The 16,973-nt window shown below is 67.9% G+C and carries 19 protein-coding genes; 7 read left to right on the top strand and 12 right to left on the bottom strand.

The genetic code is table 11. The features are described 5' to 3' along the window. Positions 1-76: 76 nt before the first annotated feature. Entirely contained in the window at positions 77-697 is a 621-nt protein-coding gene (locus tag ABD255_RS25600) for a response regulator (protein WP_344218236.1), read from the top strand. Between the two features lie 159 nt (positions 698-856). Here the strand turns inward: ABD255_RS25600 and ABD255_RS25595 are convergent, their stop codons facing one another. The 5 genes from ABD255_RS25595 to ABD255_RS25580 form a co-directional block, all read right to left on the bottom strand. After that, on the bottom strand, positions 857-1,327 hold the full coding sequence (locus ABD255_RS25595) for a hypothetical protein (RefSeq protein WP_344218234.1): 471 nt from the start codon (positions 1,325-1,327) through the stop codon (positions 857-859). Then, positions 1,296-1,649: an Rv3654c family TadE-like protein gene (locus tag ABD255_RS43860; protein WP_425554522.1), complete on the bottom strand. Its 354-nt coding sequence runs from the start codon at positions 1,647-1,649 to the stop codon at positions 1,296-1,298. The genes ABD255_RS25595 and ABD255_RS43860 overlap by 32 nt, the downstream gene beginning before the upstream one ends. 79 nt (positions 1,650-1,728) lie before the next feature. After that, positions 1,729-2,106 carry a TadE family type IV pilus minor pilin gene (locus ABD255_RS25590; protein ID WP_344218232.1) on the bottom strand — a complete coding sequence of 126 codons (378 nt, stop codon included), beginning with the start codon at positions 2,104-2,106 and terminating at the stop codon, positions 1,729-1,731. A 78-nt stretch (positions 2,107-2,184) separates the two neighbouring features. Continuing rightward, positions 2,185-2,394 carry a DUF4244 domain-containing protein gene (locus tag ABD255_RS25585; RefSeq protein WP_344218230.1) on the bottom strand — a complete coding sequence of 70 codons (210 nt, stop codon included), beginning with the start codon at positions 2,392-2,394 and terminating at the stop codon, positions 2,185-2,187. Positions 2,395-2,497: 103 nt separating this feature from the next. Further along, entirely contained in the window at positions 2,498-3,337 is an 840-nt protein-coding gene (locus ABD255_RS25580) for an aldo/keto reductase (protein WP_344218228.1), read from the bottom strand. 238 nt (positions 3,338-3,575) lie between these two features. Between ABD255_RS25580 and ABD255_RS25575 the strand changes: the two genes are divergently transcribed. Together ABD255_RS25575 and ABD255_RS25570 are read left to right on the top strand one after the other, a co-directional pair. After that, positions 3,576-4,628 (top strand): DUF5937 family protein, encoded by a 1,053-nt coding sequence (locus ABD255_RS25575; protein ID WP_344218226.1) that lies wholly within the window; start codon positions 3,576-3,578, stop codon positions 4,626-4,628. A 107-nt stretch (positions 4,629-4,735) separates the two neighbouring features. After that, complete coding sequence (locus tag ABD255_RS25570; protein WP_344218224.1) at positions 4,736-5,035, top strand: YciI family protein; 300 nt, start codon at positions 4,736-4,738, stop codon at positions 5,033-5,035. Here ABD255_RS25570 and ABD255_RS25565 read toward each other — a convergent pair. From ABD255_RS25565 to ssd, 4 genes are read right to left on the bottom strand one after another with little or no spacing between them, the layout of a single operon-like run. Continuing rightward, the gene (locus tag ABD255_RS25565) at positions 5,027-5,845 is read right to left on the bottom strand and encodes a type II secretion system F family protein (protein ID WP_344218222.1); all 819 of its coding nucleotides are present in this window, start codon (positions 5,843-5,845) and stop codon (positions 5,027-5,029) included. The genes ABD255_RS25570 and ABD255_RS25565 overlap by 9 nt on opposite strands. Continuing rightward, positions 5,838-6,722, bottom strand: coding sequence for a type II secretion system F family protein (locus ABD255_RS25560; RefSeq protein WP_344218220.1), 885 nt, complete (start codon positions 6,720-6,722; stop codon positions 5,838-5,840). The genes ABD255_RS25565 and ABD255_RS25560 overlap by 8 nt, the downstream gene beginning before the upstream one ends. Further along, positions 6,722-7,879 (bottom strand): TadA family conjugal transfer-associated ATPase, encoded by a 1,158-nt coding sequence (locus tag ABD255_RS25555; RefSeq protein ID WP_344218218.1) that lies wholly within the window; start codon positions 7,877-7,879, stop codon positions 6,722-6,724. The genes ABD255_RS25560 and ABD255_RS25555 overlap by 1 nt, the downstream gene beginning before the upstream one ends. Further along, positions 7,876-8,961 carry a septum site-determining protein Ssd gene (gene ssd / locus ABD255_RS25550; RefSeq protein ID WP_344218216.1) on the bottom strand — a complete coding sequence of 362 codons (1,086 nt, stop codon included), beginning with the start codon at positions 8,959-8,961 and terminating at the stop codon, positions 7,876-7,878. The genes ABD255_RS25555 and ssd overlap by 4 nt, the downstream gene beginning before the upstream one ends. Positions 8,962-9,207: 246 nt before the next feature. Here ssd and ABD255_RS25545 point away from each other — a divergent pair, with 246 nt between their 5' ends. After that, on the top strand, positions 9,208-10,992 hold the full coding sequence (locus tag ABD255_RS25545; protein ID WP_344218214.1) for a glycosyl hydrolase family 18 protein: 1,785 nt from the start codon (positions 9,208-9,210) through the stop codon (positions 10,990-10,992). Between the two features lie 25 nt (positions 10,993-11,017). Further along, complete coding sequence (locus ABD255_RS25540) at positions 11,018-12,574, top strand: glycoside hydrolase family 18 protein (RefSeq protein ID WP_344218212.1); 1,557 nt, start codon at positions 11,018-11,020, stop codon at positions 12,572-12,574. A gap of 73 nt (positions 12,575-12,647) precedes the next feature. Here ABD255_RS25540 and ABD255_RS25535 read toward each other — a convergent pair whose 3' ends face one another. Both ABD255_RS25535 and ABD255_RS25530 read right to left on the bottom strand, forming a co-directional pair. Then, on the bottom strand, positions 12,648-13,385 hold the full coding sequence (locus ABD255_RS25535) for an SGNH/GDSL hydrolase family protein (RefSeq protein WP_344218210.1): 738 nt from the start codon (positions 13,383-13,385) through the stop codon (positions 12,648-12,650). Between the two features lie 49 nt (positions 13,386-13,434). Further along, on the bottom strand, positions 13,435-14,313 hold the full coding sequence (locus ABD255_RS25530) for a LysR family transcriptional regulator (RefSeq protein WP_344218208.1): 879 nt from the start codon (positions 14,311-14,313) through the stop codon (positions 13,435-13,437). A gap of 71 nt (positions 14,314-14,384) precedes the next feature. Here ABD255_RS25530 and ABD255_RS25525 point away from each other — a divergent pair, with 71 nt between their 5' ends. Beyond that, positions 14,385-15,593: an MFS transporter gene (locus tag ABD255_RS25525; protein ID WP_344218206.1), complete on the top strand. Its 1,209-nt coding sequence runs from the start codon at positions 14,385-14,387 to the stop codon at positions 15,591-15,593. Continuing rightward, positions 15,590-16,054, top strand: a complete 465-nt coding sequence (locus ABD255_RS25520) for an aminoacyl-tRNA deacylase (protein WP_344218204.1) — start codon at positions 15,590-15,592, stop codon at positions 16,052-16,054. Before ABD255_RS25525 ends, ABD255_RS25520 begins: the two co-directional genes overlap by 4 nt. Here ABD255_RS25520 and ABD255_RS25515 read toward each other — a convergent pair. Further along, positions 16,047-16,973 carry a helix-turn-helix domain-containing protein gene (locus ABD255_RS25515; protein WP_344218203.1) on the bottom strand — a complete coding sequence of 309 codons (927 nt, stop codon included), beginning with the start codon at positions 16,971-16,973 and terminating at the stop codon, positions 16,047-16,049. The genes ABD255_RS25520 and ABD255_RS25515 overlap by 8 nt on opposite strands.

The raw sequence follows: 16,973 nt of genomic DNA, 5'->3' as shown, positions 1-16,973 counted from the left end.
TCTGGAACCGAAGTCCTGCTCATCTCCTCCCGGACGCACTTCCCCAGCGCCCGGGACGGTCACCCCGGAGGCTCGTTTGCCCGACCCCATCCGGCTGCTGCTGGTCGACGACCAGATCCTCAGTCGAGGCGTCCTCAGAAGCGGTCTGGAACGAGAACAGGACCTCGAGGTCGTCGCCGAACTGAACCGCACCGACGATGTGGTGGGCGCCGCGAAACGGCACCGTGCGAACGTTGCCCTGCTCGACACGGCCGGCCCCGGCTACAACAGCATCAGCGTGACCACCCAACTGCGCAGCTCGATCCCGGAGTGCCGGGTCGTCATGCTGACCACCTTCGGCCGCCCCGGCCACCTCCGCCGCGGCCTCGAAGCCGGCGCGAAAGGCTTCGCCCTCATAGGCAGCCCCGCACCCCAGCTAGCCGACGCCGTACGCCGCGTCCACCTCGGCCTGCGAGTGGTCGACGCGAACCTGGCCGCCGAGACCCTCCAGTACGCCGACACCCCACTCGACGACGGCGAAACCGAAACCCTCCGCGCCGCCCGCGAAGGTGGTTCCGTCGCCCTGATGGCGCGCAAGCTCGACGTCTCCGAACGCGTGGTCCGCACCCGCCTCTGGTCCGCCATCGGCAAAACCGGCGCCCGCACCCGAGCCGACGCCATCCAAATAGCCGAACACAACGGCTGGCTCCTCGACTGACCGACTACCAACGCCGCCAGCGGACATCACCCTGCTGGCGACGTGCACGCCGCGGGGGCCGGGGTCGGAGGTCCGGGGTTTGGGGTCGGGGGTCCCGGGTCGGGCGTCGGGTCGGGTAGTCGTACTGAATCGGGCGGAGAGATCGCCGACGGAGGGAGGTCAGGAGTCGACGCGGTCGAGGAGCCAGCGGGGGCCGACTGTGGTGGCGCCGTGGGCTTCTACTCGGTCTCGTAGCCCGCGGTCGGCGGTGACGACGATGACTCTTCGGTTGTTGTCGGCCGCAACCGCCTCTGCGACGACCTCGACGATCGTGTCGTCCCCAGAGCCTCCCGCCAGCACCACCCTCAGGTCGGCAAACTCGGGATCATCCTCACCATCAACGGCTGCCCGAGCCGCCCCTTCGAGGATGACGACGACATCACCTGGCTCATCCAACCGATCAGGCAGCATCGTCAACTTCCCCAGCAGCCGCCGCGCAGCACCAGCCCGATCACGCCACCACCCATCCGGCCGCGAACCAACGACATTCGCCGCATCAACAACTATCAACTGCCGCTCGCCACCCGCCACACCGTCAGTCTCGTCAGCTGCCACTTCGTCAGTCTCCTCCCAGCGGCCCCGCCCGCGCATCAGCAGTCACCCTCGGCGCGCCGAGCACCCCCAACCCGAGCTCCACTTCCACGACGACCGACACCACCTCCCTTTCCACACGACATCCAGTCAGCCCAACCGCATGCACCCCAGCAATCCGCTCCGCCGTCTCACACGCATCCCCTTCACCCGACTGCAACGCGTGAGCCGCACTGAGCGCCACCAAGTCAGCAGCAGCATCCACCCGGTGATGCGCTACCAACACAGCTGCCCACAACATGCCAACCACAGCAACACTCAGCACCCCCAGCACCACTCCAATCGCGAGCAGAGTTCCTGATCCCCGCTCCCCACGCAGCATCGGGCTCGGCCACGTCCGCGACCTCCGCAACCAGCTCGAGCGCCGCTTCCGCCGCTGGCCCGGCGGCGGACTCGGGGCGCTAGCCGGCATCGAGAGTCCCCGGTTCGACCTGGACTGTGGCGTTCGCCGTTGTGGCAAAGCTCGGGAGAACGTCGAGAAGTGGCCAGTCGATGGTCGCGGTCACGACTACGTGGATGTCCTCACCTTCAGGGCTGATCTTGATCGCGGCGTCGGGGGGCGCGCTGCGTTCGCCGATGCGGCGGGCGGCAGCAGGCGGCTCACCTCTGGCAACCGCGCGAGCGGTGTCCCGGGCCGCGTCGATGCAGCGGAGGTTGGTGATGACGGCTCCGACCGCCCACACAGCCAGCAGAACCACCGCCAGCAGCATCGGCAGGACGATCGCGACCTCAGCGGTCACGGCACCAGCTTCGTTCGGCTTCGTGGAACGGAATCGCATCTCTGACTCCTTGCCAGACGGCTCGCCGGCCGCGGCGGCGAGGGGAAGCGCCGCGGCCGGGCGAGGATGAACCGGTGGTCAGATCTGGACGCCGTCCACACCGGCGGCCTTGAGGGCGAAGTTGATGATTGCCTTGAGCAAGGACATCATCGCGCTGGACTTCAGCAGCGCGATCAGGATGCCGGCGAAGCCGCAGGCCGCGACCATCGTGACGGCGTACTCCGCGCTCGCGGCGCCGCGTTCGGAGTGCTTGCGGAAGCGGCGAGCTACTACCAGCGCCTTGGACATGTCGGGACCTCCTGCTCTGCGATCCGGCTGCTCCGGATCGACTTACTGACAAGGTGCCGTCGTCAGAGCCCTTGCAGAAAAGGAGTTTCCAAGCTGGGGACAACTAGCCGTTCCGACTCGCGGCGTTCAAGCGCGAGAGCTGGTCCGCGGACAGCCGCAGGCGCGCCGAGTCCACATTCTCCTTCAGGTGAACCTCCGACTTGGTACCGGGAATCGGCACAACGACAGGAGACCGATGGAGCAGCCAGGCCAGTGAAACCTGCGTCGGTGTGGCCGAGAGCTCTGCGGCGATCTCCGCCAGCAGCCGCGACTGCGCATGATCGCCGTCCGCGATCGGCAGCCAGGGAACGAAGGCGATTCCTTGCCGTGAGCAATAGTCGAGCACCGGGTCGTGGTCGCGATCGGTCAGGTTGTACCGGTTCTGCACGCTGACGACCTCGATGACCCGCCGCGCCTCCTCCAACTGCTCCACCGTCACTTCCGACAGGCCGAGGTGCCGAACCTTCCCCTCCGCCTGCAACTGCGCCAGCGCGCCCAGTTGATCCGCGAACGGAACGGTCGGGTCGATCCGGTGCAACTGCAGCAGATCGATCCGCTCCACCTTCAGCCGCCGCAGCGACAACTCGGCCGCCTGGCGGAGGTACTCCGGTCGCCCGAGCGGCGTCCACTCGCTGGGGGAAGGTCGAGTGCGCCCGACCTTTGTGGCGATCAGCAGCCCGTCGACGTACGGATGGAGGGCCTCGGCGAGCAGGTCCTCGTTGGCGCCATTCCCGTAGGCGTCGGCGGTGTCGATGAACGTCACGCCCAACTCGACCGCCCGACGGGCGATCCGAATCGCCTCCGACCGATCCCGCGCCGGACGGAACCCGGTCAGCCTCATTGCGCCGAACCCCAGCCGGTGCACCTCGAACTCGCCGATCTTCAGCGTCGTCTGCAATTCCATCCCACATCTCCTCCGCATCGAGGCCGCAACCGACGGCCCGTACTGCGCATGGTCGAGGGATCCGCCACACGCCTTGAAATGATTTAGGCTGAGCTAAATCGACAGGTTCAAGGGATGAGGAGCGGCGCCGCCAAGTTCGCGGCTGTCGCGACAAGTCCGACGGCCTAGTCGCCGTTGCAGTTGCCCGGCGTGCGCCATCGGCTGCTCGGGATTCCCTCGGGCGCGAGGCGGAGGTCGGATGCTGAGGATTACCTTCACGGTGGAGGATCTGGCTCGTACGCGGCTGGCCGTGTCGCCGTTGTGGGAGGCCGTCGCGAGCATCCGGTTGCTGAAGACGCCGCGTTCGCAGACGTTCCACCGGGCTTGGGCCGCGGGCGCCGGCGAGCGGATCGCCCGGGCCGGGGTCGACCTGGATCTGCTGTTCGATCTGGTCGATCCAGGCGTCTGGTACGTCGCTGACTTCCTCACTCCACCGCCGCAAACTCCCGTGCCGGACCTGGCGACGGATCTGAGCGCTTTGCGGCGGGTGCCCGCGGAGCAGATTCGTGCCGACCTGGACGTGCTGGCCTACGCGCGTACTCATCCGATCGGGTCGTTGGAGGAAGCCGCGCTTCCGCATCGGCTGCGGCCTGCACGCCCTGAGGATCTGCCGACCGAGTCGATCGTCGAGCTGTACGAGGATCCAGGGGTCGGAATCGAGAAGCTCGTCGGGCAGCTGCAGACCTACTGGGAGTTGGCGCTGGCTCCGCACTGGGGACGAATCCGGGCGCTGCTCGAAGGCGACCTTCTCTACCGCGGCCGGAGGCTGGGACAGGCAGGGCAGGCAGGACTCTTCGAGGATCTGGCCGACTCCGTGCGCTGGCGTGATGGGTCTCTATATATCAAGCACCGGCGCTTCAAAGGCGTGCGGAACCTGGCGGGCGAGGGGTTGCTGATGACGCCGTCGGCCTTCGTCTGGCCGACGGTCTACTCGAGCACGATCCCGCCGTGGCAGCCGACCTTGACCTACCCGGCACGCGGAGTCGCCACTCTGTGGAGCAATCCGAAGAAGACCACGTCAGCCGGCGTCACCGCAGTACTCGGGCGGTCGCGGGCTGAGCTGCTGATGCAACTGGACACGCCTCGCTCGACCACCGAGTTGGCTGCGCGTACAGGTTTGACGGCTGGTGGAGTGTCGCAGCACCTGGGCGCGCTCAAGGCAGGAGGTCTAGTCAGTGCTCACCGCGTCGGCCGCCTGGTCCTCTACGCACGCACCGCAGTAGCCGAGTCGCTGCTAGCCGCCGCGGACTGAACCGCGTCGGCGCCCGCCGCGGCGTCGAGCTCGCCGGGCGCGCTGAGGTCGGTGTTGCGGATGCGCTGCCGGCGGCAGGCTACTTCGTGGTGGCTTAGCGTTGGGGCATGTTTGTTTTGGAGTTGACGTACACCGTGCCGCTGGAGCGGGTTCAGCCGTTGCTCGAGGAGCACATGGGGTGGGTGAAAACGCAGTACGAGGCAGGGGTGTTCGTCGCGTCGGGGCGGAAGGAGCCGCGGGATGGTGGCGTGATCCTTGCTCTTGGGCAGGACCGGGAGGCGATTGAGAAGCTGGTGGCGGAGGATCCCTTCTCTGTGGCCGGGGTTTGTGAGTATCGGGTGACGCAGTTTCTGGCTACCAGTGTTGCTCCGGTGCTGGAGGGGCTCAGAGAGCAGGCCTCAACCTAAGAGGGTGAGGAAGCCGGTCAGGGAGCTGGCGATGGTCGGGGCGATTCCCAGCAGGATGAAGGCGGGGAGGAAGCACAGGCCGAGCGGGATCACTGAGCGGGTTTCGACCGCTCTGGCGTGTTCTTCGGCGGACCAGCGGCGGGACTGACGGGTGTCGTGGGCCTGGTGTTCGAGGGTCTTGGCCAGTGGGGCTCCGGATTTGAGGGCTCGTTGGACTGCTCGTGCGAATGGGGCGCAGGCCGGCTCGGTGGTCAGGGCGGACCAGGCGTCGATGGGGTCGGTGCCGAGTCTTAGGCGGTGCTCGACTTCCAGGAGGAGCGCGGCGAGTGGGCCTCCAATGGCTTTGGCGACGACGCTGATGGCTGCTTGGGGTGGGCGGCCTGCGCGGAGGCAGGCGGCTAGTAGATCGATCGCCAGTGGGAGGTCGGCGAGGATTCGCGCTGAGCGTCGGCGTACTGAGGCTGGTTCTAGGCGGCTGAGTGCGATGGGGATCGCGACGAGGGCGGCTGTGGCGGGGAGTATGCCTAGCGGGATGCCTAGTAAGAGAAGAGCGCCGGCTGAGGTTATGGCCGCGGCTGCGCGGTGGAGGCGGCGCGTGGCTGGTGGGATTGTCTTGGCGGGGAGGGACCATCGGGCGGGGATGAGCGTTCGGCGTTTGGCTAGGCGGCGTGGGCCTGGGCGGCCTGGGGTGAGGAGTGCGACGGCGAGGGCTGCTGTGACGGCTGCCGCGAGAGCGGGCCCGAGAGCAGGCCCGAGAGCAGGCGCGAAAGCAGGCGCGAAAGCAGGCGCGAGGAGAGTTGGGTCAGGCATCGCGGGCTTCCCAGGGTGGTTTGGATTGGGTGTTGGTCCAGTGCAGACCGGTGATGGTGAGGAGTAGCCCGAGGGCCAGGCATAGCCAGCCGGGTGGGGTGTGAAGGAGGAAGGTCAGGGGGTTGGCGCCGATCGCGTAGCCGATGAAGGTGCCGAAGAGGGGAAGGACGGCCAGGAGGCGGGCTGTGGCGCGTGGGCCGGCCAGGGTTGAGGTGATCTGGCGGCGGATGGATTCGTCGGCTCGGAGGGATTCGGCCAGGCGTTCGGTGATGGTGGCGAAGGCGGCGCCGGATTCCTCGGCTACACGCCAGGCGGCGGCCAGGGATTTGAGGCCCTCGGAGCCTGGGGATTCTGCTGCGAGCTCGAGGGCGGCGGGGACGTCGCCGCCGAGTCTGGCTGCGGCTGAGGCTATTTGGAGGTCGGGGCAGGCGGTGGTTGCGCCTTCGAGGGCTTCGGTGGGTGGGCGGCCGGCTGTTAGCTCTGCTGATAGGACGTCGCAGGCTTCTATTACTGCTGTGCGGCGGGTGGTGGCGGCACGGGTGCGGCGGGCGATGGAGCGTTGGTGGGTGATCAGGGCTAGGACGGCTGCCGCGGCCATTGTGAGGATGAGGGTTGATGGGTCGAGCCAGGCGATCAAGATGCCCAGGGCAAGTATTGCTGCGAGTGCGCTGAGGCGACGGCGGGCTGATCGAGTGAGGTCGGCGCTGCCGATCGCCAGTAGACGTCGTCGGTCGCCGGCCCGGTTAAGACCCCGCTGCGCGGTTGGATTTGCTGCCGGGTTGGTGGAAGCGGCTTGTAGGCGGTGGTAGCCGCGGGTGTGGCGTGGGGTGATGAGGAGGACGGCGAGGAATGCGAGGAGTCCGGCTAGAGCGGGCATCAGGCGGCGCCGGATAGGAGGCGGGTGAAGCGGGTGGCGCCTTCGTGGAGGGTTACTTGGCCGGAGGGGGTTAGTTCTACGGCTGGGGTGGTGGCGCAGTGGCCGGTGGGGAGGCGCGTGAGGGTGCGGATTTCGGAGACTCGGCGTAGGCCGTCGGGGCCGCGGACTAGGTGGATTACTGCATGTAGGGCGGAGGACATTTGGCTGTGAAGGGCCTCGCGGGAGAGGCCGGCTAGAGCGCCTAGAGCTTCTAGGCGGGCGGGGACATCTGCGGCGGAGTTGGCGTGGACTGTGCCGCAGCCACCTTCGTGGCCCGTATTCAAAGCGCTGAGGAGATCGACCACTTCGGCGCCGCGGACTTCGCCGACTACCAGGCGGTCTGGGCGCATGCGGAGGGCTTGGCGGACCAGGTCTCGCATTGTGATCTCGCCGCTGCCTTCGACATTGGGCGGCCGCGCCTCAAGCCGTACTACGTGCGGGTGGTCCGGCCTGAGCTCGCTCGCGTCCTCCACCAGGACGAGGCGCTCCGTCGAGTCCACCAGGGACAGCAGCGAGCTGAGCAAGGTGGTCTTGCCCGTGCCAGTGCCTCCGCTGATCAGGAAGGCGAGTCGCGCGTCGAGCAGATCACGCAGTACGGAGGCTCCGCCGATGGACAGGGAACCGGCGGCCACCAGGTCCTCTAGCCCGAACACCTTGCGCGAAGGAACTCGCAGGGAAAGGCAAGTGCCCGGACCAGCAACCGGAGCCAGTACTGCGTGGAACCGCGTCCCGTCAGCCAGCCGGACATCCACATAAGGGGTGGCGTCGTCCAGCCGGCGACCAGCGGTAGCGGCGAGGCGGGTCGCCAAACGGCGCACGGCTTGTTCGTCACCGGTGCGAACAAAGGCCCGTTCGAGCCCGGAGCCGCGATCGACATAGACCTCGTTCGGCCCGTTCACCAAGATGTCGGTGATGCCTGGCTCCGACAGCAAGCCGTCGAGTGGTCCCGCACCCATCGCCTCCCGGCGCAAGGCGGCCACTACAGCGAGCACCGTCGAGTCGCCGAAGACGCCACCGTCTGCCCGCAGCGCGGCAGCGACCCGAGCGGGCGTCGGCTCGGACCCCTGCGCGGCAAGCACCCCTCGCACCCGTTCGAGCAGCTCGGTGGACACGTTCATGCCGCCATCAATCCGTAAAGCCCGAACAGATCGAGCAGCTCCGAGGCGGCCCGTCCCAGCGGTCCGCGAGGCCTGGGATCGAAGCGCCCCTTGTCCATCAGAACCGCCAGATCCCGCTCGAACCCAAGCTTCGCCGCCAACGGCAGCGACAGATACTCGGCGACATCCACCGCCGACAACCCACTCAGTCCAGGCTCACGAGCGACCACCCGGAGATCGCCGGCCACCTCCCGCAGCGGTGGCACCAACCGCGCCGCCGCGGCACAAGATCGGACATCGCGTGGAACGACCAGCATCGTCGCGGTCGCCCGAACGAACGCCTCCTCGGCAGCCGGATCAGCACGCCGTGGAAGATCGACCACCACCAGATCGCTGCTGCGCTGAGCCGCACCGAGCACCGACCGCATCGCCTCCGGCGGCAACGCGGTCACGTCGCCGCGATCCCACGACAGCACCGCCAACCCGTCGATCAACGGCAATGCCGATCGCAAGGCGGCAGCACTGACCCGCCCGGCGGCATTGAGCAGTCCGGGCCACCGGGTCCCGATGCCGGTCTCGCTGCCCAGCGCGAGGTCGATCCCGCCGCCGAGTGGATCCCCGTCGATCAGCATCGTTCGCAAGCCACGCCGACTTCCTGTCACCGCGACCGCCGATGCCAGCGTGGTCGCGCCGCCGCCACCGCATCCCCCCACGAAGGCCAGTGTCACGGCCGACCGGACTCCACCGTCGAGGGTGTCCGCCAACTTGTCGCCGAGCTCGCCCTCCTCCCCCGGCAGGAGAAAGACACCCTCGGCGCCTATGGACAGCGCCCGCCGATAGAGGTCGTCGTCGCGTGGCTCCACCCCAGCCAGGAGCACCCCAGTACGCCGTACTGGCTGGGTGCGGGCGAGTGGCGCGACCAGGTCCTGGCCGACCACCACCAGCGCGGCGCTCTGCCAGTTGCGGCGTAGTCCGAGCAGGTCGTTCTCCACCCGCGGAACCACCTCCGCGGCCGCGGCGAGGCGGAGCAGGTCGTCGAGCAGCATCTCGTCGGCGGTGGCCAGGAGCACGGCCGGCGCCGGCGTCAGGGAAAGGTTGTCCATGCCTAGAAGGTGCCGTCGTTCGAGCGCCGACCGGCAACAAAAACAAAGGTTGTGGAGAACTGTCGGATATCCGTCAGCAGCGGCAATCCGCCAGCACGACCCGGCGACCAACGGGCGGCGAAGAGTTACGGTTCCTTTCGAAGCGTCCTTAACTAAGTTTCTCTCAGAACGCTCAGAACTCGTCCACTCGTGGACATCAGCTAGCAACCGTGCACTGCTCAGCTCCCAGTCGGAGGACCCGCCCAGATGAGTCGAATGCGCACCCTCAAGGCCGCGGCCATAGTCGCCGCGACCGCCCTGATCACCGCCGCCGGCGTCTCCGTCGCGACCGCCGGCCTGCCCGCCCCGGCAGCGCTGCCCGCCGCGCAGGCGGCCACCAGCGGCGGCGTCAAGACGGCCTACTTCACCCAGTGGGGCATCTACCAGAACGCGTTCTACCCCAAGAACCTGAAGACCACCGGGGTGGCGAGCAAGCTCGACTTCCTCAACTACGCGTTCGCGAACATCCACCCGACCAGCCACACCTGCTTCATGGCGAACAAGGCCGCCTCACAGGACGAGAACAACCCGAACGCCGGTGACGGCGCGGGCGACGCGTTCGCCGACTACGGCAAGTCGTACGGCGCGGACATCAGCGTGGACGGCGTCGGCGACGTCTGGAACCAGCCGATCCAGGGCAACTTCAACCAACTGAAGAAGCTGAAGGCGCAGTTCCCGAACCTGAAGATCCTGATCTCGATCGGCGGCTGGACCTACTCGAAGTACTTCTCCGACGCGGCCTCGACCGACGCCAAGCGCAAGGCGTTCGTCAGCTCCTGCGTGAACATGTTCCTCAAGGGCGACCTGCCGATCGTCGACGGCTTCGGCGGTCCCGGCAGCGCGGCCGGCCTCTTCGACGGCATCGACATCGACTGGGAGTACCCGGGCTCGCCGAACGGCCACGTCGGCAACCACTACAGCGCCGCGGACAAGCAGAACTTCACCCTGCTGCTGGCCGAGCTGCGTGCCCAGATCGATGCTTATGGCAACAGCGTCGGCAAGAAGATGTGGCTGACCGCGGCCACCCCGGCCGGCCAGGACAAGATCGCCACCATCGAGACGAACAAGATCGGCCAGTACCTCGACTACAACAACGTGATGACGTACGACATGCACGGCGGCTGGGACGCCACCGGGCCGACGAACTTCCAGGACCCGCTCTACCAGGCCCCGAACGACCCGAGTACGCCGATCCCGCCCGGTACGGCGAAGTACTCCGTCGACGGCGCGATCAAGGCCTGGACCACCGGCGACGCGCAGTACGGGATCCCCGGCGGGTTCCCGGCGAACAAGATCACCATCGGCTATCCCTTCTACTACAGGGGATGGAAGGGCGTCCCGAACACGAGCAACGGCAAGTACCAGCCGGCCACCGGACCCGCCGACGGCCACGCACTGAGCGGAAACGTGCCCGGCGTCTCCTTCTACAAGGAGCTCACCGGCTTCGTCGACAACCCGAGTTCGACCTTCTTCGACGAGACGACCAAGTCCTCCTGGTTCTACAGCAACGGCACCTTCTGGACCGGCGACAACGCCCGCTCGATCAAGGAGAAGGCCGACTACCAGCACTGCAACGGGCTGGCCGGCGCGATGATGTACTCCCTCGAGGCGCTCGACCCGCAGGTGACGCTGTTCAACGCGGTCGTCAACTCGGTCAACGCGGAGACCCCCGGCTGCGGCGGCCCGAACCCGACGCCGACCCCGACGCCGACCCCGACGCCGACCCCGACGCCGACCCCGACGCCGACCCCGACGCCGACTCCCACACCGACCCCGACGCCCACCCCGACGCCGACTCCCACGCCGACGCCGACCCCCACTCCCACGCCCACCCCGACACCTCCCACGGCGACCCCGTGGGCGCCGAACACGTCCTACGCGACCAACTCGCTGGTGTCCTACAACGGCGTCACCTACAAATGCATCCAGGGCCACACCTCGTTGACCGGATGGGAACCGCCGAACGTCCCCGCACTCTGGGGCCGGATCTGATCACGTACCGCCCACTGATCGGAGCATGATGAAACGCAAGCATCTAACTGTCGCGATCGCCGCGATAGCAGCAGTAGTGACGACGCTCCTGGTCGCACCCGCGGCCCAGGCCGCACCGGTGAGCGCAGCCTTCACCAAGGTGTCCGACTGGGGTAGTGGCTTCGAGGGCAAGGTGACCGTCACCAACGGCACCACCAGCCCGCTGAGCACCTGGTCCATCGCCCTCGACTTCCCGTCCGGCTACTCGATCAGCAGTTCCTGGGATGCCACCCGGAGCAGTAGCGGCCAGACCCACACGTTCACCCCGCCAGGCTGGGCCGGACCGCTCGCACCCGGCGCAAGTGTCACCTTCGGCTTCAACGGCAGCCCGGGCAACTTCCCCGGCATCTCCGCCTGCCGCCTCAATGGCGGTTCCTGTACAGGCGGTGGCGGCGGAACAGTACCCGGCGCACCGAGTGGACTAGTCGGTACTTCGACCGCCTCGTCCGTGAGCCTTACCTGGTCGGCCGCTAGCGGGGCCACCAGCTACAACGTCTACCGCAACGGTGCGAAGGTGGGCACCCCGACCGGTACGTCGTACACGGACTCCGGGCTGACCGCCAACACGGCGTACAGCTACCAGGTCAGTGGTTCCAACAGTGCGGGTGAAGGCTCCAAGACGGGCTCGATCTCCGTCACGACCAAGACAGGTGGTGGGCCCGACCCCATCGGCACCCGCCGGGCCGCGCCGTACCTCTACATGGGCTGGGGTGACCCGCCGAACCCGACGACGGTCATGAACGCCACCGGCATCAAGTGGTTCACCATGGCCTTCATCCTGTCGTCCGGCGGCTGCACCCCGGCCTGGGACGGCGCACGTCCTCTGCAGGGCAGCGCCGACGCCAACGCGATCGCCGCCATCCGTGCAGCGGGCGGCGACATCGTCCCGTCGATTGGCGGCTGGAGCGGCAACAAGCTCGGCCCGAACTGCAGCACGCCGGAGGCACTCGCCGGCGCGTACCAGCAAGTGATCAACGCCTACAACCTGAAGGCGATCGACGTCGACATCGAGAACTCCGACGAGTTCGAGAGCGAGGTCGTCCAGGACCGGATCCTGAACGCGCTGAAGATCGTCAAGCAGAACAACCCCGGCATCCAGACGATCCTGACCTTCGGCACCTCGACCACCGGACCGAACTACTGGGGCAACCGCCTGATCGAGCGCGCCAAGGCCCTCAACGCGAACATCGACATCTTCACGCTGATGCCGTTCGACTTCGGCAGCGCCAACATCTACAACGACACCGTCGGCGCCTCCACCGGACTGAACAACAAACTGAAGGCCACCTTCGGCTGGACCACCGCGCAGGCCTACGCCCACCAGGGCATCTCCGGGATGAACGGCCTGTCGGACCAGCAGGAGATGACCACCACGGCGACCTGGCAGAACATCACCACCTGGGCCAAGAACAACGGTCTGGGCCGGCTGGCGTTCTGGTCGGTGAACCGTGACCGCGGCTGCGCCGGTGGCGGCGTGGTCTCCAACTGCAGTGGCATCGCCCAGCCCGACTGGGAGTTCACCCGCATCACCGCCGGCTTCTGAGGCGGACCTGAGTAAGTAGGAGCCGACCAGTACGGCGGACGGGCGTCCCACCGTCCGCCGTGCTGCGTCGTGCTCAGGCGGAGGCGATCGCGTCGACGATCAGCGCGTTCCGGGCGTCCTGGCCGACTGGGATCGTGGTGTGGACGCCGTCACGCAGGTACGTCCTCACCTGGTCCGGCCGAGCGGCCAGGAACTCGGCCCAGCGGATGATCACCAGATTCGGATACCGCTTCCGCGCGGTGTCCAGTTGCAGGTTGATCCACTTGGTGTTGCGCTGGTCGGCGGTCTGGATCGCCGTACTGTCCTTGAACCGGCCGACGTGCACATTCACCCAGTACACGGCCCGGCTGGGACCGGCGAGCCGCATCACCCGGTCGATCTGGCCACCGAACAGTGGCGGCGTGAAGACGTCGTTCGTACCGGTCGCCATCAGAATCCTGTGCGGCAGGCCATAGGTCTTGGCCCAGCGCGCCAACACATCGACGGCCGGTCCGGTGGGCCGCCCCGCCCAGGCGTCCACGGCCAGCGTCGTACTGGTCCGGCGCCACAGGTCGAAGGCCAGCGCATCCTCGTCCTGGACGGCGATGCTGTCGCCGAACAGGAAGAGCCCGTCGGCCTCGACCACGTCCTGGATCTGGGCGGCCGGCGAGATCGAACGCGTCAGACTCCGCCATGGCGTGAGACTGCCCGACCCGTACCCGCCGGGCGGCACCACGCCGGCTCCCGGGATCGCCGTCACCGCCGCCGCGGCCGCACCGGCCGTCAGCAGGCGACGCCTGCTGAGCCGTATCGACCTCGACGCTCTACTCACGATCCCCCAACGACCCGAGCACTGAATTCTCCCTTCTGGGCATTGTGCCTCAGGCCGGAAGTTCGCGGACGAACGAACGGAACCGCTCCGCGGCCGGGGACAGTTCGCCGCGGAGGCGCCAGGTGAGGCCGATGTCGCGACGGGCCTCGATGCCCTGGACGGGAACCGGCGTCGCACCGCTGTCGGAGTTGCGCACGGCGCCCGCCGGGAGGATCGCGACGCCGAGGCCGGCGCCGACCAGCCGGTCGATCGTGGTCAGGTCGGTGGACTCGAAGGCGACCTGAGGGGTGAACCCGGCGGCCTGGCAGAGCTCGTCGGTGACGCGACGGAAGCCGAAGTCCGGCCGAAGCGCGACGAACGGCTCGTCCGCTGCTTCGGCCAGGCTCACCCGTTCCAGCCCCGCGAGCGGGTGACCCGCTGGGACGTAGAGGCACAAGCGCTGGCGCTCCAGCAGATGCCAGCCGAAGATGTCCCGCGGCGGTCGCGGCCCGGTGATCCCGAGTTCGGCCTCGCCCGACTCGAGATCGCGGACGATGAGATGGGAAGGCTCCTCCCGCAGCGCGAAGCGGATGCTGGGCGCCACCGAGCGGAAGGCTTTCAGCAGGTCCGGTACGACTCCGGTCGCCACCGAATGGAGGAAGGCGAGCCGCACCGTTCCCGAGTCGGGATCGACCAGCGCACCGATCCGCTGCGAGGCCGCATCCACCGCGGCGGTGCCGGCCCGGGCGGCCTCCAGGACGATGCGGCCGTAGGGATTGAGCCGCAGCCCGCGATGCTCGCGCTCGAACAGCCTGACCCCGAACGCGTCCTCAACCCGGCGCAGAGCCCGCGACAGTGTCGGCTGGCTGGTGCCAAGCACAGCCGCGGCATCAGTCAGGTGCTCGGCCTCCGCGAGCACCACAAACCAGCGCAGATCCTGGATATGCATACCGAAAGCGTATCGATTCACGCCGATTCAGACATTTTACGTATGTCAGGACATCTGGCACTGTCGGCCGCATGCAGACGATCCCCGAGGCGCCGGCCGCGTACTCCGGCTACCGCCCCGGCGACGCCGGCTACCGCAGGCTCTCGGTGGCACTCTTCGCGGCCGGCCTCGCGACCTTCGCCATGCTCTACAGCACCCAGGCGCTGCTCCCTGAACTCTCCCGCGTCTTCAAGGTCTCCCCAAGTCAGAGTGCGTTCAGCGTGAGCTTGGCCACCCTCGGCCTCGGCCTGGCACTCCTGATCGCTGGTCCGGCGTCCGAAGTCCTGGGCCGCACCAAGCTGATGCGCTGGTCCGTAGCGGCGGCAGCGGTCATCGCTGTGTTCTGCGCGCTCGCCCCCAACTGGACGACGCTCCTGGCTCTCAGAGGCTTGCAAGGCGTCGCCATGGCCGGGCTACCGGCTGTGGCGGTGGCCTACCTCCGCGAAGAGGTCCACGAAGACAGTCATGCTCGTGCAAGCGGGCTCTACATCGCAGGAACAGCAGTCGGTGGCATGACTGGTCGACTGGTCGCGGGCGGCCTCGCCGATCTCGGTGGCTGGCGTGCGGCTCTCGGCGGCATCGCGCTGCTCGGGGTCACCTGTGCAGTACTAGTAGCAGTCCTGCTGCCCGATTCACAGAACTTCAAGCGAGCGACGAAGAGCAGGCAGACCGTCAGGGTCCTCAAGGATCCGGCGCTGCTCGCTCTCTATGGAGTGGCCGCCACCGCGATGGGCGCGTTCGTCGCCGTCTACAACGCCACTGGTTTCCGGCTGGCGGCGTACGGGCTGGGGCCGGGGTTGGCTGGACTGGTGTTCGCCGTCTACCTGGTCGGATCGGCGTCGTCTGCGATGGCAGGGCGGCTGGCGGACTCCTTCGGCCGCCGTGCGGTCGTGCCGATCGGGTGCTTGGTCACCTTGGCAGGCGTGGCCATCACCCTGAGCAGGCCGCTACCGATCATCATCCTCGGCCTGGCCGTGATGACAGCCGGGTTCTTCGCCGTCCACGGCGTGGCCAGCGGCTGGGTCGCCGTCAGGGCGCACGCAGGCGGCGGAGGTACCGGCCAGGCAGCAAGCTTCTACCTCTTCGCGTTCTATCTCGGCTCCTCGATCTTCGGCGGCCTAGCCGGTACTGCGTGGACCCACGCGGCGTGGCCAGGGGTAGCCACAGAGGCCGGTGCCCTCCTCCTTGTCACGCTGGTGCTGGCCCTACTCCTGAGGCGCAGTGCGAAACTAGCCAGATGACCCGAGCGACAGAGGCAGCGGACTCCCTTGGCCTGGCTTACGTGGCGACCAAGCACGGCAGGGTGAACTCCCTCGAGGAGGCCGCGGCCGCCCGGGGCATCGAGCCGGCCAAGCTGATCAAGACGATCGTCGTCCGGCTGTCGGACGACGACTACCGGTTCATCCTGGTCCCGGGCGACCGTGAGATCGCCTGGCCCAAGCTGCGCACGCTGCTCGGCGTCAACCGGATCTCGATGCCCGACGCGAACACGGCTCTCGAGGTGACCGGCTACGTCCGCGGCACGATCACCCCGCTCGGCAGCACTCAACTCTGGCCTGTCGTCGCCGACCGGCGCCTGACGGGCACCATCTCGATCGGCGGCGGCGACCATGGCGTCGGCCTGACCGTCGACGCCGAGGCCCTGATCAAGGCCCTCAACGCGACGGTCGCCGATGTCACCGACCGGACCCCGGCTAGTTGAGTAGTCCCCTCTGACCGGCGCGCAGGCCGGCCTGGAAACGGGTGGTCGCGTCGAGCGCCTTCAGAATCCTCTGCATCCGCCGCTCGACCGTCCGCTGGGCGACCCCGAGCCTGCGAGCTATCGCCTGATCGGTGAGCCCAGCGGCCGCCAGGGCGAGCAGTTGCTGATCCTCGAAGCTCAGCGGTCCCTCGGAGGACGAGGGGGACAACGAGGTGGCCTGCTGCCAGAGCAGCTCGAACAACCTCAGCAGAGCATCCAGAAGACTCGACGGCCCGATCTCGACGAGCTCCTGACCGGTCTGGATCAGGCCTGTCCGCCGATCCGCGACCACCAGCTTCATCGGCACGTCCCGAAGCATTCGGCAACTGGGCCCCGCACTGCGAGCAGCAGCGATCTCGGCGGGCTCCACCAGCGCCGCCATGTCGTAGATGGTCCGATAGGTCACGCCGTGCGCCCGGCGCGGTCCGATCGGCAGTACGACGAACGGCGGCTTGTCGAGCACCAGTACTTCGCTCTGCGCGGTCTGCTGGGCCTGGTAGAACCGCTGGGCCATCGCCTGCTGACCGCGGATCACCGTAAACGGCCCAGCGTCACGCTTGGCCCGGAACTCCTGGGTCAGGACTGCCGCACTCAGCCGCGCTTCGACGATCGCGGCCTGCTTGCGGAGGGCCAGGAGTTCCACCGCTGCTTCGGGCACCGCGGGAGTGAAGCGGGCCGGGCGTCCCGGAGTACGGGATGCGAGGCCTAGAGACAGCAGTGAGCGTAGGTGCCGGGCCACCCGTGCGGCGGCCCAGCCCGTGTCAGCGACCAGGTCGGTCGTCGTGGCTTCCGGCCGGGCCAGAAGCACCCGGTAGAGCTGCTCGTCCTCCGAGCAGACACCGAGCGCTTCCAGCACCGGAGCGGGTCTGTAGTTGTGCAC

The organism is Kribbella sancticallisti, assembly GCF_039530625.1.
GTDB classification, from domain to species: Bacteria; Actinomycetota; Actinomycetes; order Propionibacteriales; family Kribbellaceae; genus Kribbella; species Kribbella sancticallisti.
Note: the sequence above shows the minus strand (reverse complement) of the source record. Positions and strands in the feature narration are given on the sequence as shown.

Coding starts and splice junctions, on each gene's coding strand:
- ABD255_RS25520 (WP_344218204.1), top strand. CDS start 15,590: ATGACCCGAGCGACAGAGGCAGCGGACTCCCTTGGCCTGGCTTACGTG.
- ABD255_RS25555 (WP_344218218.1), bottom strand. CDS start 7,879: ATGAACGTGTCCACCGAGCTGCTCGAACGGGTGCGAGGGGTGCTTGCC.
- ABD255_RS43860 (WP_425554522.1), bottom strand. CDS start 1,649: ATGCTGCGTGGGGAGCGGGGATCAGGAACTCTGCTCGCGATTGGAGTG.
- ABD255_RS25580 (WP_344218228.1), bottom strand. CDS start 3,337: ATGGAATTGCAGACGACGCTGAAGATCGGCGAGTTCGAGGTGCACCGG.
- ABD255_RS25575 (WP_344218226.1), top strand. CDS start 3,576: ATGCTGAGGATTACCTTCACGGTGGAGGATCTGGCTCGTACGCGGCTG.
- ABD255_RS25595 (WP_344218234.1), bottom strand. CDS start 1,327: ATGCGCGGGCGGGGCCGCTGGGAGGAGACTGACGAAGTGGCAGCTGAC.
- ABD255_RS25530 (WP_344218208.1), bottom strand. CDS start 14,313: ATGCATATCCAGGATCTGCGCTGGTTTGTGGTGCTCGCGGAGGCCGAG.
- ssd (WP_344218216.1), bottom strand. CDS start 8,961: ATGGACAACCTTTCCCTGACGCCGGCGCCGGCCGTGCTCCTGGCCACC.
- ABD255_RS25590 (WP_344218232.1), bottom strand. CDS start 2,106: ATGCGATTCCGTTCCACGAAGCCGAACGAAGCTGGTGCCGTGACCGCT.
- ABD255_RS25545 (WP_344218214.1), top strand. CDS start 9,208: ATGAGTCGAATGCGCACCCTCAAGGCCGCGGCCATAGTCGCCGCGACC.
- ABD255_RS25565 (WP_344218222.1), bottom strand. CDS start 5,845: ATGCCTGACCCAACTCTCCTCGCGCCTGCTTTCGCGCCTGCTTTCGCG.
- ABD255_RS25525 (WP_344218206.1), top strand. CDS start 14,385: ATGCAGACGATCCCCGAGGCGCCGGCCGCGTACTCCGGCTACCGCCCC.
- ABD255_RS25540 (WP_344218212.1), top strand. CDS start 11,018: ATGATGAAACGCAAGCATCTAACTGTCGCGATCGCCGCGATAGCAGCA.
- ABD255_RS25570 (WP_344218224.1), top strand. CDS start 4,736: ATGTTTGTTTTGGAGTTGACGTACACCGTGCCGCTGGAGCGGGTTCAG.
- ABD255_RS25560 (WP_344218220.1), bottom strand. CDS start 6,722: ATGCCCGCTCTAGCCGGACTCCTCGCATTCCTCGCCGTCCTCCTCATC.
- ABD255_RS25585 (WP_344218230.1), bottom strand. CDS start 2,394: ATGTCCAAGGCGCTGGTAGTAGCTCGCCGCTTCCGCAAGCACTCCGAA.